Raw genomic sequence first — 16,432 nt, 5'->3', positions numbered from 1 at the left:
CATCACACAAGGACGACGTCGAACTGTTCCGGTGCGTACAGGGCTTCGGCCTGCAGGCGCGTGGGGATGCCGATAAATGCCTCGAGTTCGGCCAGACTGGTCGATTCCTCATCGAGCAGCATATCCACCACCTCCTGGGCCGCCAGCACCATCAACTGGCGAGCATCGAATTGGCGCGCCTCACGCAGGATCTCGCGGAAGATTTCGTAGCAGACCGTTTCCGGCGATTTGATCGAACCGCGGCCACCGCAGGTCGGGCAGGCCTTGCACAGCACGTGCTCCAGGCTCTCGCGCGTGCGCTTGCGCGTCATCTCGACCAGTCCGAGCGCTGACACATCGCAGACCTGGGTCCGGGCGTGGTCGTTCTCCTGGGCCTTGCCCAGCGCGCCCAGGACCTTGCGCCGGTGTTCGGCCTCCGCCATATCGATGAAGTCGATAATGATGATCCCGCCCAGGTTACGCAGCCGCAGCTGCCGCGCGATCGCCTGGGCCGCCTCGAGATTGGTCTTGAAGATCGTTTCTTCGAGATTGCGATGACCGACGAACGCGCCGGTATTCACGTCGATCGTCGTCATCGCCTCGGTCTGATCGATGATCAGGTAGCCGCCCGACTTGAGCTGCACACGGCGATCCAGCGCCCGCTGGATCTCATCCTCGATGCCGTATATCTCAAAGATAGGCCGCTGGCCGCCGTAATGCTCGATCCGCTCCGTCGTCTCCGGCAGGAACTCCGTGGCGAAGCGCTGCATGCGCTCGAACGCCTCGAGCGAATCGACCCGGATCCGGTCGATACCGCCGCCGACGATGTCGCGCAGCGTCCGCAGCGCCAGCGGCAGGTCCTCATGCACCAGCGTGCCCGGGTTCGAATGACGAGCGCGTTCCTCGGCGGCCCGCCAGATACGGGCGAGCAGGCGCATGTCGGTGTCAATCGCGCTCTCGGACGCCCCTTCGGCCGCCGTGCGCAGGATCCACCCCCAGCCGGGCTCCGCCTCCAGGCGGCTCTCGACCAGCTCGCGCAGCCGGACCCGTTCCACCTCTTCCTCGATCTTGGTCGAGACACCGACATTGGCATCGTTGGGCATCAGGACCAGGTAGCGCGAGGGGATCGTGAGGTGGGTCGTCAGGCGCGCACCCTTGGTCCCGAGCGGCTCCTTGATTACCTGAACGACGAGATCCTGGCCTTCGCGCAGCAGGTCCTGGATGGGCGGATAGCCGTTGCCCGCGGGGATCGGCTGCGCCGGCGGCTCCTCGCCGTTTTCGCTGCCGGCGACGGCAGCCGCCGTCTTGTGGGCACCCGCGACGTCGGATACGTGCAGAAAGGCCGTGCGCTCAAGCCCGAGGTCGACGAAGGCCGCCTCCATTCCCGGCAGCACACGCACCACGCGGCCCTTGTAGATGTTGCCGACGATGCCGCGTCGGCGCGCACGTTCGATACTGACCTCGGCCAGTACACCATTCTCGACCAGCGCCACCCGGGTTTCCTGCGGGGTGACGTTGATCAGGATTTCCTCATTCATGGGCCGGGGTCCGGTGGCTTATGGCGGGTGCTGCATTCAGGCCACGATTATCGGGCGCAGGGTCCGTTGCGCTCAAGAAACGTGCGGCAGGCGGCAGGCGGCAGGCGGCAGGCGGCAGGCGGCAGCGCCAAGGGCCAAGGGCCAAGGGCCAAGGGCCAAGGGCCAAGGGCCAAGGGCCAAGGATCGTAGGCCGGCTTTTGCCGAAGGCAACAACCGGCAAGAACCTGTTCAGGGCCGTGGCCTGGTCCGCCGGCTGGCGGCTCCTTCGCTCGCGAACCGGCTTACGGTAAAGCCCTAACAGGATACATAACGCGCAAGCGGATCGACGCCATGGTCACGCAGCAGCGCCAGGGTCTCGAACAGGGGCAGGCCGACCACGTTCGAATAGCTGCCCTCCAGGCGTTCGACGAACACGGCGCCCAGGCCCTGGATCGCGTACCCGCCCGCTTTGCCATCGGGCTCCCCGCTGGCCCAGTACGCACGGCGTTCCGCGGCGGTGGTCGGGCGCAGCGTGACGATCGACTCGACGACCCGGCTGGCGATGGCACCGTCGGCGTCGACGGCGATGCCGCTGACGACCTCATGGCTCCGCCCGGACAGGCGTTCGAGCATGGCCAGGGCGTGGGCCGCGTCCGCCGGTTTGCCCAGCGCGACGCCATCGGCCACCACCGCGGTATCGGCCGCCAGCACCGGCAGCCCCCCCGCGGCGGTCCGTCCCGCCCGGGCCTTCGCTCGTGCGAGGCGCTCGACCAGCGCCTGCGGCGATTCGCCCGATTCGGGCGTTTCGTCGACATCGGGGTCGAGAACGCTGTAAGTCAGACCGACCTGGTCCAGCAATTCCCGCCGCCGCGGTGAACGCGACGCGAGCAGCAGATCAACGATTTCGCGTTTCTCCGGCATGGTTCAACGGTGGTACGGCTGGTTATGGAGGATGGAGACGGCGCGGTACAGCTGCTCCGCCAGGACAACGCGCACCAGCGCGTGGGGCAGCGTCAGCGGTGACAGCGACCAGCGCTCGTCCGCTTCTTTGACCAGGGCCGGATCGAGCCCATCGGGGCCACCGACAAGGAATGCGACCTGGTCGCCGGTCCGGTTCCACTCGCGGACGCGCTCGGCGAGCCCTTCCGTGCTCATGGCGCGGCCGCCGAGATCGAGCGCGATCCGATAGGCCCGCCCCGGCACCGCCGCGCGCAGCCGCTCGGCCTCCTCGGCGCGCGCCCGCTCCGGCTCGCTTCCGCTGCGCCGACGCGCCGCCGCCACCGCGTGCAGCTCCAGCCGCGCACCGCCCTGCAGGCGTTTCGCGTAGTCCGAGAATCCCTCGGCCACCCAGTCCGGCACCCGCGTACCGACGGCAACGAGATGAAAACGCATGCGGGCTCCGATGTTCTTTGGGCTGGATTGGTCTCGTCGGACAGGTCCGGCGCTGGCGTTTTCTCACGCAGAGCCGCGGAGCACGCGAAGAGTCCGAAAGAAGACCGTAGGCCGGCTTTTGCCGAAGGCAACAGCCGGCATGCACCTCGACAAAATCTGTCCCAGCCGCCGGCTGGCTCCCTTCGGTCGCAAGCCGGCCTACGTCTGGTTTTTACCTTACTTCCCGGGCGAGTTCGGCGTGCCTGGCGAGAGGCGATTTTGACTATACTCCGCGCCCTCCGCGGCTCTGCGTGAACAAAACGGCGCCGGAATTCTCCGCAACCGGATCGCTCACCCCGATCCGGCGGCCGAGTCGTCCACGTGCATCGACCAGAGTTTTTCGAGGTTATAGAAGTCGCGTTTCTCGCGGCTCATGACGTGAACCACCACATCGCCGAGGTCGACGAGATACCAGTCCGCACCGCGCTCGCCCTCGATACCGAGGGGTTTGATCCCCGCCTCACGGGAGCGCTCCAGCACCCGATCGGCGAGCGATTTCAGGTGGCGCTGGGAGGTGCCGCTGACGACGATGATGGTGTCGGTGATCGAGGTCTGGTCACGTACATCCAGCGTGCGCACATCGACGCCCTTGAGTTCGTCGATGGCGGCGAGGACGACCTCGGCAATGGCGCCCGGTTCGGGCGACGGACCTTGTTCACGCGTCATAGAGTCGATGTTCCTCGAGATGGTGGCGTGCGGATTCGGGCATCAGGTAGCGCAGATCGCCGCCACGGGCGGCGAGCCCGCGGATGGCGGTGGCGCTGATGTCGAGCTGGGTGACCGGCTGGATCCAGATCCGGCCGGCCGGCGTTTCATCAAGCCCTTGCGGCGCATCGACAAGGGCATCGCGCACCGGTTCGGGCGCGGTCGGCGGTGCGCCGGGGCGGTACGTGGCGACGATATGGGCGCTGGCGAGGATCTGCCGCCAGCGGTCCCAGCGGTCGAAGGCGGCGAAGGCATCACCGCCCATGATCAGATACAGGCGATCGTCGGGATACTCCGCCCTGAATTCGGCCAGCGTATCCGCGGTGTACGACGGCCCCGGGCGATCGAGTTCGCGGCCGTCCACGATCAGGTCCGGTTCGCCGGCGACGGCGGCGTCGAGCATGGCGAGGCGATGCTCCGGCGCGGCCGCCGGCTCGTCGCGCAGCGGCGAGACGCGGCACGGGAGCAGCCGAATGGCGTCGAGCGCGAGCGCGGCGCGTACCTCGACGGCCGGGCGCAGGTGGCCGAAATGGATCGGGTCGAAGGTGCCGCCGAGGATGCCGATGCGGCGCATTCAGGCACCCGGCCGGAGGGGCTGCGCGCCCTTCATGTGCGGATCTGGCCTTCGCCCAGGACCACGTACTTCTGCGTCGTCAGGCCCTCGAGCCCGACCGGGCCGCGTGCGTGGAGCTTGTCGGTGCTGATGCCGATCTCGGCGCCGAGGCCGTACTCGAAACCATCGGCGAACCGCGTCGAGGCGTTGACCATGACCGAAGCGGAATCCACCTCGCGCAGGAACCGCTGGGCCCGCGACCAGTCTTCGGTGACGATCGCGTCGGTGTGGTGCGAGCCGTGCGCCGCGATGTGCTCCAGCGCGGACTCGATGCCGTCGACCACACGCACGGCCAGTACGGGTCCCAGATATTCCGTATCCCAGTCGGCCTCGGTCGCCGGCACCATCTCGGGCACGATCGCCTGGCTGGTCGGGCAACCGCGCAATTCGATGCCGTGCCCGGCGATGGCGACGGCGATCTTCGGCAGCAGCGCGTCCGCCACCGCCCGGTCGATCAGCAGCGTCTCCATGGCATTGCAGACACCCAGCCGGTGGGTCTTGGCATTGACCGCGATCGCCCGCGCGCGCTCGGCGTCGGCCGCCCCGTCGATGTAGACGTGGCAGATGCCGTCGAGGTGCTTCAGTACGGGGATGCGCGAATCGCGCGCCACCCGCTCGATCAGCGAGCGCCCGCCGCGCGGAATAATGAGATCGACCTTGCCCTCGGCCGCCAGCAGTTCACCGACCGCGGCCCGATCGGTGGTGGCGACCACCTGCGCGGCCTCACCCGGCAGGCCCGCTTCGGCGAGACCGGTGGCGACACAATCGCCGATGGCACGATTCGAGTGGTGCGCCTCCGAGCCGCCGCGCAGGATGCAGGCATTGCCCGCCTTCAGGCACAGGGCCGCCGCATCGGCGGTCACGTTCGGACGCGATTCGAAGATGATCCCGATCACGCCCAGCGGCACCCGCATTTTGCCGACACGGATACCGGACGGCCGCGGCTGGAGATGATCGATGGCGCCGACCGGGTCCGGCAATGCGGCGACCTGGCGCAGGCCGGCGATCATGGCGTCGATCCGGTCGTCGGTGAGCGTCAGCCGATCCAGCGTCGCCGCGTCGATGCCATTCGCGCGGCCGGCCTCGAGATCGCGCTCGTTGGCCTCCGCAAGCGCTTCGCGCCGGCTGTCCAGCGCCCGCGCGATCGCTTCCAGCGCCGTATTGCGCTCGGCGGTCCCGGAACGGGCCATCGCGCGCGCGGCCGCGTGCGCCGCGGCCGTCAATGACGCCATGTACTCGTGAATGTCGGGTGCGGCGACCTCGGCGGGTGCGCTCATGCTCGACTCGCTCTGCGGTTACGGTGCAACAACACGCGAGGGCGACAGCGGGGTACGCCGCGCCCCCGCGGCGGTGAGTGCCAATTCTAGCAGTTCGTCCCGGAAACTGCCCTGTGCCGCGCCCTTCGCGAGACGTTCCAGACGCGCCGCGCGAGCGCACAGCCGCTGCCATCCCGCGACGTCCATGCGCCCAAGCGCCTGGGCGAACGGACGCTGGCGGCGTTTCCATACACCGACGGCGTCCGCCGCCCGCGCGGCCGGCATGCCGGCGGCCACCCGTTCGGCCCCATCCGCGAGCAGCGCCAGATCGCGCTGCAACGCCCAGACGATCACCGGCTCCGGGGTCCCCTCGCCGTGCAGGCCGGCGACGATGCGGCCGACGCGGGCGGTCGAGCCGGCCAGCAGGGCGTCGCTCAGATCGAACACGGACCAGCGCGCCGAGTCGGCCACGACCTCCGCGACCCGATCGGCGTCGACCGCGCCGGGCCCGCCCAGGAGGAGGAGTTTGTCGATCTCCTGGGCCGCCGCGAGTAGATTGCCCTCGACCCGCGCGGCGAGCAGGGCGACCGCCTCGCGGCTCGGCTTGAGGCCCTGCGCCTGCATGCGCTTATCGAGCCACTGCGGGAGCTGGGCCGGGTCGATCGGCCAGACCTGGATCACGACCCCGGCTTTTTCCAGCGCGCTGAACCAGCGCCCGCGACGCGCCTGCTGTTCCAGCTTCGGCAGCGTCAGCAGCAATACGTTGTCTTCCGGCGGCCGTTCGGCCCAGGCCGTCAGGGCGGCGCCGCCCTCGCGCCCGGGTTTCCCGCCCGGCAGGCGCAGATCCACCAGGCGCTGCTCGGCGAACAGCGATAAACTGTTGGCCGACTCGCTGAGCCGGCTCCAGTCGAAGTCGCTGCCGGCATCGAAGACCTCGCGCGAACCGAAGCCCCGCTCACGCGCCGTGCGGCGGATCATGTCCGCCGCCTCGACGTGCTGCAGCGGCTCATCGCCGGTGACGACATAAATCGGTGCGAGCCCTTTCGCGAGCTGGGTAGCAATCTGGTCGTAGCGTAGCTGCATCGGCCCTCCGGGCGTGGCCACACAGTGTAGCGCCGCACAGCCCCGTGGGCGATTACCCCGCTCCGATTCCGGCCCCGGTGATCGATGCATGTTGCACCCCCGGCGATTCGCCAGCACCATTCGCCCGATCGCGTGCCCGGGGTCGTTCCGCTCCGGGCCGCCCAACCGAACCGGGTCTGCGGCCCGGGAGTCTGGAGGCGCCAGAAACCATGCGGCTCGATACGATCACCACGCTGACCTTCGATGTGGTCGGCACCCTCATCGATTTCGAAACCGGCATCGTCGAGTGGTATCACCCCTGGCTGCGTCGCCATCGTCAGCGCGTCGATGACGAGGAGATCCTGCGCGCGTTCGCCGCCGCGGAGGACCGCCTGCAGCGCTCCAACCCGGAAATGCCGTTCACCTCGATGCTGCCCCGGATCCATAACGCGCTCGCGGAATCATGGTCGCTCGACAGCGACGAGTCCGAGTCGCTCGATTTCCGCGATTCCATCCGCGACTGGCCCCCGTTCGCCGACGCCGTCGCCGGCCTGCGCACCCTGCACGAGCGGTTCCGGCTGGTGGCGGTCACGAACGCGGACAGTTGGGCGCTGGAGCAGATGAGCCGGACCCTCGGCGACCCGTTCGACGAGATCGTGACCTGCGACATGGTCGGTGTGAACAAACCGGACCCGCGCGTGTGGGAGTACACCGTGGATCGCCTCGGGGCGAAGCGCGAGGAGATCCTGCATTGCGCCCAGAGCCGCTACCACGACCTCGTGAGCGCCCGGAATTTCGGTTTCGCGACCGCCTGGATCGAACGCCGTCACGACCGGGAGGGTACGGGGGCAACGCCCGATACGGGCGAGAGCGTCAAGACCGACCTGCACGTCCACTCGCTGTCCGAACTGATCAGCGCGCTCGAGCCACCGCCGCCGGAGGAGCACCCGTAACCGCCGGGCCCGGCGACCGGACCGCTGATCCATGCCTTACCCGCTGCTGCGACGCGCACTGTTCACGCTCGAACCGGAACGGGCCCATGACGTCGCCCTCGCCGGCCTCGACCGTGCCGGTCCGACCCTGCTCGGACGCCTGTACGGCGACCGGGTGCCGCGCGCCCCCGTGCACGCGCTCGGGCTCGACTTCCCCAATCCCGTCGGGCTCGCGGCCGGTCTCGACAAAAACGCCGACCACGTCGACGCACTGGGCGCGCTCGGCTTCGGCTTCATCGAGGTCGGCACGGTCACGCCCCGCCCCCAGGACGGCAACCCCCACCCGCGCCTGTTCCGCCTCCCCCGCCACGAGGCCCTGATCAACCGACTCGGTTTCAACAACCGCGGCGTCGATCACCTCGTGCAACGCCTCGAAGGGCGGCGCTACCGCGGCATCGTCGGCGTCAACATCGGCAAGAACCGCGATACACCACTGGAGCACGCCCTCGACGACTATCGCCATGGCCTCGAGCGGGTGCATGCGGTGGCCGACTACATCACGGTCAACGTCTCATCGCCCAATACCCCGGGACTGCGATCGCTGCAGTCGGGTGACGCGCTGACCGAACTGCTCGCCGGCCTCGACAAGACACGACGTTCGCTGGATGCCGCCGCCGGGCGCCGGGTACCGCTGCTGGTGAAGATCGCGCCCGATCTGGACAACGAAGGCATCGACGCCCTCGCCACGGCCGCAACCACGCACGACATCGACGGCCTGATCGCCACGAACACGACCGCCAGTCGCGACCGCGTGGCCGGCGCCCCACATGCGGAGGAAGAAGGCGGCCTGTCCGGCGCGCCGCTGCTGCAGCCCTCGACCGCCGTGCTCGCCCGGCTGGCCGCACGGGTCGATGCGCGCACCGCGCTCGTCGGGGTCGGCGGTGTCGTCGATGCGGCCGGCGCAACCGCCAAGTTCCTGGCCGGCGCGCGGCTCATTCAGATCTACACGGGGCTGATCTATCGCGGGCCAAGCCTGATCCGGGATGCGGTTCGGGCTGCGCAGCGCACTGGCTGAGCGGGACCGGTGCCAAACGGCACGTTCCTGACAAGCGATGCGCGCGTTCGCTTCGCGAAAACGCGCCTACGCGGTATCCATAAACCGAATTCCATGCAGGCCGACCTGCCGCAGCAAAGTAGGCCGGCTTTTGCCGACGGGCAACAGGCGGCTTGCCCTTGCACAAGGCCTCCGCCTTGGCCGCCGGCTGGCTCCCTTCGGTCGCAAGCCGGCCTACGGTCGGTGCTGAGGTGGCAGGCTACGGCTGGCGCAGCAGGGCGCGGACGTGGGCGGCCGCGCTGCGGCCGAGGGCGTCTAGGTCGTATCCGCCCTCGAGGACCGAGACGATGCGGCCTCCGGCGTGGCGATCGGCGATGTCGCCGATGCGTTCCGTTACCCAGTGGAAGTCGTCCTCGTTCCATGCGAGGCCGCCAATGGGATCGTCCCGGTGGGCATCGAAGCCTGCCGAGACGAGCACCAGTTGCGGGGCGAAGTTTTCCAGCGCCGGCAGCCAGCGCCGTTCGACGGCTTCGCGCATGGCCTGACCGTCGGTGCCCGGGCTCAGCGGGCAGTTCACGCGCTGTCCCGGGACATCGTCACCGTAGTAGCCGGGGAACTGCGGGAATTCGAAGGTCGAGCAGAACAGGATCCGTGGATCGTCGGCCACGAGGTCCTCGGTGCCGTTGCCGTGGTGGACGTCGAAGTCGCAGATGGCCACGCGCTCGAGACCGTGCGCCTCCAGGGCATGGCGGGCGGCCGCGGCCACGTTGCCGAAAAAGCAGAAACCCATCGGTCGTTCGCGTTCCGCGTGATGGCCCGGCGGGCGCACGCTGCAGAACGCGGCCTCGCACTCGCCGGACAGCACCGCATCGGTCGCGGCGATCGCCGCGCCGGCGGCCCGCCGCGCCGCCGTCAGCGTGGCCGGCATCATCAGCGTATCGCCATCCAGTCGCCACTCGCCCCGGGTCGGCGCACTGTCGAACAGCCGATCGACATGAGCCGCCGGATGGACCCGCAACAGCGCCTCGCGCTCGACCAGTGGCGCCTCGCGCCACTCGAGCCAGTCCGCCAGACCGTCCGCCGTCAGGGCATCGTTCACCGCCGCCAGACGTGCCGGGCGCTCGGGATGACCGCCGCCCATGTCGTGTGCGGCACAGTCGGGATGAGTAAAGACCGCGACCTTCATGGCACTCAGGCGAACGGCACCACGGCGTGCGCGCGGGCGATCGTGAAGATCCAGGCGAATACCGCCACCGCGGCGAAGAACGCGGGCACACGGACATTGGCCCCATACCAGGGTTTAAGTGCCACGAGGCCCAGCCCGATGTAGACAATCAACAGCACGATCTTGGCTACCAGCCACCCCTGCGCGAACGGGTTCCAGCCATAGGCGAAAAGCAGCGCGATTGCACTCGCCAGCAGCAGGGTATCAATCACGTGCGGGAGGATTTTCACCGGCTTGCGCGCCAGCATGCCGGGCACGCGCCACGCCCAGAACCCTCGCAGCAGGAAACCGAGAATCGATAACCCCGCCATGAGCATGTGCAGGTGTCGCAGGCCGTCGATCATGTTCGCTCCAGTCGTTGGCGGCCATTATCGGCCGACCCGTAAGGCAGGCAAGGGCCACGCAACCCTACCAGTCCCGGCTCCATTCAGGGAGCCCGAAAGCCGCACGTAAAAGCACTGCCATCGATCCATTGATCGCCGCCGATAAAAACCGTAGCATCCCGCCTTGATGGGCGATTAGCTCAGCGGGAGAGCGCTGCCTTCACACGGCAGAGGTCGCTGGTTCGAAACCAGCATCGCCCACCACTTCCTTACCCGCGCCGGTCGTGCCCGTACGATCCTGGCGACTCCCGAGCAGTCAATTCACATCGGTGCTTCGTTACGGCGGCGGCAATGCCGCGCCGGGCTATCCGGCGCGCATACGGATTCGCGCGACCGCTGGAGCGGCCGCACGTCCCGGGCGATCACGGGCGATGGGGCGCGCGACCGGGACGGGTCGGAGGGGATACCGCGTTACGAGTCGCCGGTCGACCCGTCGCCCGATTCCGGGCCATCCATATCGACAAACTTCCAGTCGGCCCGGGTCAGCTTGCCGTCGTTGTCGATATCCTCACGTTTCGCTTCCGCCTCCGGCACGCCGAGTTCGATTGCCTCCTCGACCGTGATCCGCCCGTCGCCGTTACTGTCGGCGTCCTTGAATCCGGGCCGCTCTTCGCCCTCGGCCGCGCCGGAGATCAGCGGGAAGGAGACGAGCGCCGCCCCGACCATCGCGGCTATCGATGTCTTCGTCATACAGCACCTCCCGTAACGTCACAATGAACCGTTCGCATGGAACGGGCGCAAGGTAACGAAGCCGTCTGGTGCCCTACAAGTGAACGTCGTGTAACCGTGAACCGCGTCACGCCGCGGCTCACGAGGCAAGGCGACGACGCAGGCGATGGGTCGCGAAGATCCACGCCACGACCCCGTAGGCGATCACCACCGACAGGTGCAGGACGACATCCGTGGGCGCCGTACCGGTCATCAGCGGGCGCACGATGGCGACTGCATTGGCGAGCGGCAGCAGGTGGGCGATACCGGCCACGACAGGCGGCAGTTCACTCAGCGGGAAGAAGACCCCCGACAACAGCAGCATCGGGGTCAGGATCAGCGTGAAGTAATACAGAAAGAAATCGTAGCCGGGCGCGATCGCCGTGACCACCATTGCCAGTGAACCGAAACAGAAGCCGATGAGCAGCATCATCGGCAGTACCCAGAGCGCGGCGGGACCGGCGACAAAACCGGCGAGCGAAGCCACCACCAGAATGGCCACGCCGCTGAACATCCCTTTTGTCGCCGCGAACGCGATTTCACCAAGAACGATATCGTCAACGTTCAGCGGCGCATTCAGCATGTTCGTCCAGGTCTGCTGTTCATGCATCCGCGTGAACGCGGAATAGAGCGCCTCGAAACTCGACGTCAGCATAATCGAGGAGCACACGATCCCGGAGGCCAGGAAGTCCATGTAGGGCATGCGCTCGACTTCGCCCACGAGCCGCCCGAAGCCATAGCCGAATACGAAAAGATACAGCAGCGGCTCGCCGAAGTTACCCAACACGGACGGCACCATCAGCTTGCGCCAGACGCGCAGATTCCGCCGCCAGATCGGGATAAAGCGCAGACTGGGCGCGGGCAGAAGCTGTGCGGGTCGGGCCATCGCCTTGTCTCCGGGAAATTTTCGGTCCAGCCCATGCGGGCCGGCCATTCGGGCCGCCGCATCAGTCGCGCAGTTCGTGCCCCGTCAAGCGCAGGAATACATCCTCCAGGTTGGCGCGCCGACTGAGGTATTCGATCGTCGGTGCCTCCCCGAGCGAGGCCAGCAGTTCGCTGTCGTCATGCGCGTACAGCAACAGCGTGTCGCCCACGTCTTCACTTCGCGCCGCCAGCGCGATGCCCTCGCCGCGCCCCCACTGCCACGCGGCGCCACCACGCAGTTCCAGCACGCAGGGTTCGATATGGTTCGCGATCAGATCACGCGGGCGCCCCTCGGCGACGATGCGGCCACCGTCGACGATCGCCAGCCGATCGCAGAGCCGCTCGGCCTCTTCCATGTAGTGCGTGGTGAGGATCAGCGTCCGGCCGTCGTCGCGCAGTCGTCGCAGACGCTGCCAGATGTGCTGGCGTGCCTGCGGGTCGAGCCCCGTCGTCGGTTCGTCGAGAACGACCAGTTCCGGATCATTGACCAGGGCCCTTGCCAGACTGAGGCGGCGGCGCATGCCGCCGGAAAGGGCGGACACACCCGCATCCTCGCGCCCCTCGAGCGCGGCGAACCGGATCAGCTCGTCCACGCGCGGACCGATGCCCCGCTCCTGGCCAAAATAGCTCGCCCAGGTCAGCAGGTTTTCGCGCACGGTGAAATCGGGATCCAGCGCGTCGGTCTGCGGCACGACACCGACGCGGGCGCGCATTGGGCGGGCCGCCTCGGGGATGCGATAGCCGAGCACGGTCAGATCCCCCGCGCTCGGATGCGTCAGGCCAAGCAGCATCCGCAGGGTCGTGGTCTTGCCGGCTCCGTTCGGGCCCAGCAGACCGAAACACTCGCCGGGCTCGATGGAGAAATCCACCCCATCCACCACGGCACGCCCTTCGTATGTTTTGACCAGTTCGCGCGCTGCGACAATCGTCATATCGGCACTCTGGAATCATCCGCGAGAACATCATGCCGGCAACACGCGCGGCATCGTCCGGGCGCGACGAGGCGCCCGGGCACGCTGGTAACGGTTACGGCGAAAAGGTCTGGCCGCGGCTCAAGTCCGCGGCGGCGGCGTGTAGGCCTCGCGCTCTTCACCTTCGACGATCGGCTTGATGACGATCTCGACGCGCCGGTTCTGTCGCCGGCCTTCTTCGGTCTCATTGCTCGCGACCGACTCGGTCTCACCACGACCATCGTAGATCAGGCGATCGCCCTGGACACCGCGGTCTCGCAGGTACAGACCGACGGACTCGGCGCGTCGCTCGGAAAGGCGCATATTGTAGTCGGCGGGACCGGTCGAATCAGTATGACCGATGATGTGTACGATCGTCTGCTCGTATTCGCGCAGCACATCCGCGATCTTGCGATAGGTCGGGCGGTACTGCGGCTGGATATCGGCACTGTCGAACTCGAAGGTCGCGTCGCTGGCGATACCGATCTTGAGCGCATTGTCACCCACTTCGGTTATATCGAGTTCGTCGCGCCGCTGCTCGTCGGCGAGGCTGTTCTCGAGATCCTGCCGCTGGCGATCCATATAACTGCCCACGGCGCCTCCCGCGAGCGCACCGACCGCGGCACCGGCATAGCGCTGCGTGTCGCTGCTGCCCTGGTTGCCGATCACGGCGCCCACGATGGCACCGACCACTGCCCCCGTTTTGGCGCCGCGATTGGGGTCATTGGCCGCACAGCCGACTACGAGGACGAGCGCGGCGGCGGCGGCAAAGCTGCGATACTTTTGCATGGAAGCGATCACTCCAGGGTGATTGCGTTGGGTGGCGAATTCCGCTCGATTATCCCATAAAATCGCGCGCAACCGGTCATCCCGTTACCCGCATGCCTGCACCCGCAATCGATCTGACCACCCGTGCCCACCAATGGCTGGAGCCGGTGCTCGCGCCCGGGGGCACAGCCCTGGATGCCACCTGCGGCAACGGCCACGACACCCTGTTTCTGGCCCGCGCGGTCGCCCCGGGCGGTACCGTACATGCCTTCGACCTCCAGGCTGCGGCGATCGAGCGCAGCCGGCGCCGCCTCGATGCCGCCGCCACCGGCACAGCGATCCAGTGGTACCAGCGGGACCACGCCGGACTCGCCGACGTGCTGGAATCAATCCGGCTTGATGCGGCGATGTTCAACCTCGGCTGGCTGCCGCGGAGCGACTCGAACATCATCACCACACCCGCCTCGACCACGGCAGCGCTGGCCGCGGCCGTGGCACTGCTGCGGCCCGGCGCGCGGCTGACCGTGATCTGCTATCGCGGTCACGCCGGCGGGGCGCGCGAAGCGGCCGCGGTACGGGCGTGGCTGGAGACCGCGCGCATACGCCTGCTGGCCCGTGAACCCGACCAGCCGGCACCCGGTGCGCCGGTGCTGTATGCCATCGAACCGCTGTAGGCGGGACGTGACGGCGCAAGCGGATCGGGCGTGAGAACCACCCGACTATTGACTTGGCGGGGGGTTCGCAGCAGTTTGCCCGTACTCGGGAGAAAGGAAACACCGGATGCCGCGTCCGCGGATGGATACCAGAACGCGCGGTGCACCGCTACAGCCACGGCGATTCGCGCTGTTCGTGGCGCTGAGCTACGTGCTCATCGCGGCCGTCTGGATCACGCTCTCCGATCGCCTCGCCGCGGCGCTGACCTGGGCGCCGGGGCAGATGGCCTGGGTACAATCGGTGAAGGGCATCGGTTTCGTCCTCGTTACCGGAACCCTCCTGTACATACTTGTCCAGCGATACGCACGCCAACTGGAGCGCCGCGACCGGGTGCTGCGCCACCAGCATGACCGCCTGGCGGCGGTGAACCGTGTCCAGGACGTGCTGCGCATGGTCAATGCGAGCCTGTTGCGCGTGCAGGATCGCGATCTGCTGCTGGAGGAGGCCTGCCGGGCACTGGTACATGGCGGCCATTTCCCCTGCGCCTGGATCGGTCTGCTCGGCCCCGAAGACGGCACGCTGCGGACGGTGGCATCAGCGACGGCCGAGGGCCTGCCCGCGGTCGGTATCGAGGTCCCAGCGGCGGAACTCGCCGCCGCCGGCCCACTCGCCAGCGCCCTGAGCGACGGCGAATTCGCGCGCATCGAGGCGGGCGGAGGCGGGATCCTGGATCACAGCGGCCCACCCGTCGGCACCTTCTCGGAAATCGCCCTCGTCCCCCTGCGCAGCGGCGGCACGGTCATCGGCCTGATCGCGATCTACGCCGGCGCACGCGGTTTCTTCGAGGACCAGGAGGAATGCGCGCTGCTCACCGAGATCGCCGACAACATCGGACTCGGGGTGGGCTATCTGCGACAGCAGCACACGCTGCAGCATTTGAGCTACCACGATGATCTGACCGGGATCGGCAACCGGGCACTGATCGAGAACCGGCTCGTGCAGGCGGTCAATGCGGTCGAACGCAGTGGTCGGACCATCGCGGCCATCGTGCTCGATATCGACGGGTTCCGGGCCATCAACGACACCAGCGGACGCCACGCCGGCGACCGGGTTCTCCACACCGTGGCGGAGCGCCTTGCGGAGCGGATCCGTCCGGGCGACAGCATCGGCCGGCTCGGCAACGACGAGTTCGCCGTCGTGTTCGCGGACGTGGACGACAGCAACCCGGTCTCCCGCCTCGCCGGCCGGCTCGCCGATGCTTTCCCGGTACGCATCGATGTCGATGGCCAGGAAATCTTCCTCACGGTCAGCATGGGGGTCGCCGTCTACCCGACCGACGCCGGCGACGCGCGCGACCTGCTCGCCCGGGCCGAACTCGCGCTGCACAGCGGCGCTGCCGACGCGTCCGGCACCATCACTTATTACGCCGCCGCACTCGATCTGCAGGCCCGCGAGCGTCGCGAGATCGAGCGCGCAATGCGGCATTCGATCGACACCAATGACTTCTCTCTCGCATGGCAGCCCGTCGTTGACCTCGGGAACGGCCACACCGTGGGCGCCGAGGTGCTGCTGCGCTGGAATCACCCCGAACTGGGCGAGATCCCTCCCGACCGCTTCATCCCCGTTGCCGAACAGACCGGCCTGATCGCGGCGCTTGGGCGCCGGGTGACGGACGAGGCCTGTGCCCAGGCGGCCGCGTGGGGGCGCGCGGGTCACGGGCTCGATGTCGCCGTCAATGTCTCCCTGCAGGAACTCAAGGCACCGGAGTTCGTCGGCCAGGTGCGGCGGATCCTCGCCCGGCACGCCGGCTCCGGGTGGCGCCTGGTCCTGGAGTTGACCGAGAGCCAGTTCATGGCGGATCCGGAGCCCGTCGTCGCCACCTGCCGGGCACTCAAGGCCATGGGCTGCGCGATCTACATCGACGATTTCGGCACCGGTTATTCGGCGCTGAATTACCTCACCCACCTGCCGCTCGACGGCCTCAAGATCGACCGTTCGTTCGTCGTACAGGCAGAGGCCGATCGTGGCGTCCGCGCGATCATTCGTGCCGTCATCGCCCTGGCCCGGGAACTCGACCTCGATGTCGTGGGCGAGGGAGTGGAGACCGAACGCCAGCTCCAACTCGTGCGCGAACTGGGCTGCCACAAGGTGCAGGGCTTCTGGTACGGCCGCCCCGAGCCCGCCGCGGCGTTCGCCCGGCGACTGCGGTCCCCGCCCCGGCAACGCGGCTGAAATGGTCCATGCGATGCGTGCGCATCAACCCAGCGGTCT

At 68.0% G+C, this 16,432-nt stretch carries 17 protein-coding genes and 1 tRNA gene; 5 read left to right on the top strand and 13 right to left on the bottom strand.

Annotated elements, in window-relative coordinates:
* Positions 1-2: 2 nt before the first annotated feature.
* From rng to holA, 7 genes are all read right to left on the bottom strand, one after another.
* Positions 3-1,517: a ribonuclease G gene (rng, locus tag A0W70_RS05775; RefSeq protein ID WP_067561355.1), complete on the bottom strand. Its 1,515-nt coding sequence runs from the start codon at positions 1,515-1,517 to the stop codon at positions 3-5.
* A 294-nt stretch (positions 1,518-1,811) separates the two neighbouring features.
* Positions 1,812-2,417, bottom strand: a complete 606-nt coding sequence (locus A0W70_RS05770) for a Maf family protein (RefSeq protein ID WP_067561353.1) — start codon at positions 2,415-2,417, stop codon at positions 1,812-1,814.
* Positions 2,418-2,420: 3 nt separating this feature from the next.
* Positions 2,421-2,888, bottom strand: a complete 468-nt coding sequence (rlmH, locus tag A0W70_RS05765) for a 23S rRNA (pseudouridine(1915)-N(3))-methyltransferase RlmH (protein ID WP_067561346.1) — start codon at positions 2,886-2,888, stop codon at positions 2,421-2,423.
* A 330-nt stretch (positions 2,889-3,218) separates the two neighbouring features.
* A complete protein-coding gene (rsfS, locus tag A0W70_RS05760; RefSeq protein ID WP_067561345.1) occupies positions 3,219-3,593 on the bottom strand; it encodes a ribosome silencing factor in 375 nt (124 codons plus the stop codon).
* Positions 3,583-4,206, bottom strand: a complete 624-nt coding sequence (gene nadD, locus A0W70_RS05755; RefSeq protein WP_067561342.1) for a nicotinate-nucleotide adenylyltransferase — start codon at positions 4,204-4,206, stop codon at positions 3,583-3,585. The genes rsfS and nadD overlap by 11 nt, the downstream gene beginning before the upstream one ends.
* 32 nt (positions 4,207-4,238) lie before the next feature.
* Positions 4,239-5,522 carry a glutamate-5-semialdehyde dehydrogenase gene (locus A0W70_RS05750; protein ID WP_067561341.1) on the bottom strand — a complete coding sequence of 428 codons (1,284 nt, stop codon included), beginning with the start codon at positions 5,520-5,522 and terminating at the stop codon, positions 4,239-4,241.
* A gap of 18 nt (positions 5,523-5,540) precedes the next feature.
* Entirely contained in the window at positions 5,541-6,584 is a 1,044-nt protein-coding gene (gene holA, locus A0W70_RS05745; RefSeq protein WP_067561339.1) for a DNA polymerase III subunit delta, read from the bottom strand.
* 209 nt (positions 6,585-6,793) lie between these two features.
* On the opposite strand from holA, the gene A0W70_RS05740 reads away from it, so the two are divergent.
* Both A0W70_RS05740 and A0W70_RS05735 read left to right on the top strand, forming a co-directional pair.
* The gene (locus tag A0W70_RS05740; RefSeq protein ID WP_067561337.1) at positions 6,794-7,516 is read left to right on the top strand and encodes a haloacid dehalogenase type II; all 723 of its coding nucleotides are present in this window, start codon (positions 6,794-6,796) and stop codon (positions 7,514-7,516) included.
* A 31-nt stretch (positions 7,517-7,547) separates the two neighbouring features.
* Complete coding sequence (locus A0W70_RS05735) at positions 7,548-8,570, top strand: quinone-dependent dihydroorotate dehydrogenase (RefSeq protein WP_067561335.1); 1,023 nt, start codon at positions 7,548-7,550, stop codon at positions 8,568-8,570.
* Positions 8,571-8,808: 238 nt separating this feature from the next.
* Here the strand turns inward: A0W70_RS05735 and A0W70_RS05730 are convergent, their stop codons facing one another.
* Both A0W70_RS05730 and A0W70_RS05725 read right to left on the bottom strand, forming a co-directional pair.
* A complete protein-coding gene (locus tag A0W70_RS05730) occupies positions 8,809-9,735 on the bottom strand; it encodes a histone deacetylase family protein (RefSeq protein ID WP_067561333.1) in 927 nt (308 codons plus the stop codon).
* Positions 9,736-9,740: 5 nt separating this feature from the next.
* Positions 9,741-10,118: a SirB2 family protein gene (locus tag A0W70_RS05725; RefSeq protein ID WP_067561331.1), complete on the bottom strand. Its 378-nt coding sequence runs from the start codon at positions 10,116-10,118 to the stop codon at positions 9,741-9,743.
* 168 nt (positions 10,119-10,286) lie between these two features.
* On the opposite strand from A0W70_RS05725, the gene A0W70_RS05720 reads away from it, so the two are divergent.
* Positions 10,287-10,361 (top strand) — tRNA-Val (locus A0W70_RS05720).
* A 207-nt stretch (positions 10,362-10,568) separates the two neighbouring features.
* On the opposite strand, the gene A0W70_RS05715 is transcribed toward A0W70_RS05720, so the two are convergent.
* The 4 genes from A0W70_RS05715 to A0W70_RS05700 form a co-directional block, all read right to left on the bottom strand.
* The gene (locus tag A0W70_RS05715) at positions 10,569-10,847 is read right to left on the bottom strand and encodes an EF-hand domain-containing protein (RefSeq protein ID WP_070988382.1); all 279 of its coding nucleotides are present in this window, start codon (positions 10,845-10,847) and stop codon (positions 10,569-10,571) included.
* A gap of 118 nt (positions 10,848-10,965) precedes the next feature.
* A complete protein-coding gene (locus tag A0W70_RS05710; RefSeq protein ID WP_067561329.1) occupies positions 10,966-11,751 on the bottom strand; it encodes an ABC transporter permease in 786 nt (261 codons plus the stop codon).
* Between the two features lie 61 nt (positions 11,752-11,812).
* Complete coding sequence (locus A0W70_RS05705) at positions 11,813-12,721, bottom strand: ATP-binding cassette domain-containing protein (RefSeq protein ID WP_067561327.1); 909 nt, start codon at positions 12,719-12,721, stop codon at positions 11,813-11,815.
* A 120-nt stretch (positions 12,722-12,841) separates the two neighbouring features.
* Complete coding sequence (locus A0W70_RS05700; protein ID WP_067561325.1) at positions 12,842-13,528, bottom strand: YiaD family glycine zipper/OmpA-like lipoprotein; 687 nt, start codon at positions 13,526-13,528, stop codon at positions 12,842-12,844.
* 92 nt (positions 13,529-13,620) lie between these two features.
* Between A0W70_RS05700 and mnmM the strand changes: the two genes are divergently transcribed.
* Complete coding sequence (gene mnmM, locus A0W70_RS05695; protein WP_067561324.1) at positions 13,621-14,181, top strand: tRNA 5-(aminomethyl)-2-thiouridylate-methyltransferase MnmM; 561 nt, start codon at positions 13,621-13,623, stop codon at positions 14,179-14,181.
* Between the two features lie 121 nt (positions 14,182-14,302).
* Positions 14,303-16,393: a putative bifunctional diguanylate cyclase/phosphodiesterase gene (locus A0W70_RS05690; protein ID WP_070988381.1), complete on the top strand. Its 2,091-nt coding sequence runs from the start codon at positions 14,303-14,305 to the stop codon at positions 16,391-16,393.
* The last annotated feature ends 39 nt before the right edge of the window (positions 16,394-16,432 follow it).

This window comes from Halofilum ochraceum (genome assembly GCF_001614315.2).
GTDB lineage: Bacteria > Pseudomonadota > Gammaproteobacteria > XJ16 > Halofilaceae > Halofilum > Halofilum ochraceum.
The sequence above is the reverse complement of the archived record's forward strand: the minus strand, read 5'-3'. Positions and strand labels throughout refer to the sequence as shown.

Bases quoted from the DNA above. Each gene is read 5' to 3' on its own strand.
- rng (WP_067561355.1), bottom strand. From the start codon at position 1,517: ATGAATGAGGAAATCCTGATCAACGTCACCCCGCAGGAAACCCGGGTG.
- A0W70_RS05770 (WP_067561353.1), bottom strand. From the start codon at position 2,417: ATGCCGGAGAAACGCGAAATCGTTGATCTGCTGCTCGCGTCGCGTTCA.
- rlmH (WP_067561346.1), bottom strand. From the start codon at position 2,888: ATGCGTTTTCATCTCGTTGCCGTCGGTACGCGGGTGCCGGACTGGGTG.
- rsfS (WP_067561345.1), bottom strand. From the start codon at position 3,593: ATGACGCGTGAACAAGGTCCGTCGCCCGAACCGGGCGCCATTGCCGAG.
- nadD (WP_067561342.1), bottom strand. From the start codon at position 4,206: ATGCGCCGCATCGGCATCCTCGGCGGCACCTTCGACCCGATCCATTTC.
- A0W70_RS05750 (WP_067561341.1), bottom strand. From the start codon at position 5,522: ATGAGCGCACCCGCCGAGGTCGCCGCACCCGACATTCACGAGTACATG.
- holA (WP_067561339.1), bottom strand. From the start codon at position 6,584: ATGCAGCTACGCTACGACCAGATTGCTACCCAGCTCGCGAAAGGGCTC.
- A0W70_RS05740 (WP_067561337.1), top strand. From the start codon at position 6,794: ATGCGGCTCGATACGATCACCACGCTGACCTTCGATGTGGTCGGCACC.
- A0W70_RS05735 (WP_067561335.1), top strand. From the start codon at position 7,548: ATGCCTTACCCGCTGCTGCGACGCGCACTGTTCACGCTCGAACCGGAA.
- A0W70_RS05730 (WP_067561333.1), bottom strand. From the start codon at position 9,735: ATGAAGGTCGCGGTCTTTACTCATCCCGACTGTGCCGCACACGACATG.
- A0W70_RS05725 (WP_067561331.1), bottom strand. From the start codon at position 10,118: ATGATCGACGGCCTGCGACACCTGCACATGCTCATGGCGGGGTTATCG.
- A0W70_RS05715 (WP_070988382.1), bottom strand. From the start codon at position 10,847: ATGACGAAGACATCGATAGCCGCGATGGTCGGGGCGGCGCTCGTCTCC.
- A0W70_RS05710 (WP_067561329.1), bottom strand. From the start codon at position 11,751: ATGGCCCGACCCGCACAGCTTCTGCCCGCGCCCAGTCTGCGCTTTATC.
- A0W70_RS05705 (WP_067561327.1), bottom strand. From the start codon at position 12,721: ATGACGATTGTCGCAGCGCGCGAACTGGTCAAAACATACGAAGGGCGT.
- A0W70_RS05700 (WP_067561325.1), bottom strand. From the start codon at position 13,528: ATGCAAAAGTATCGCAGCTTTGCCGCCGCCGCCGCGCTCGTCCTCGTA.
- mnmM (WP_067561324.1), top strand. From the start codon at position 13,621: ATGCCTGCACCCGCAATCGATCTGACCACCCGTGCCCACCAATGGCTG.
- A0W70_RS05690 (WP_070988381.1), top strand. From the start codon at position 14,303: ATGGATACCAGAACGCGCGGTGCACCGCTACAGCCACGGCGATTCGCG.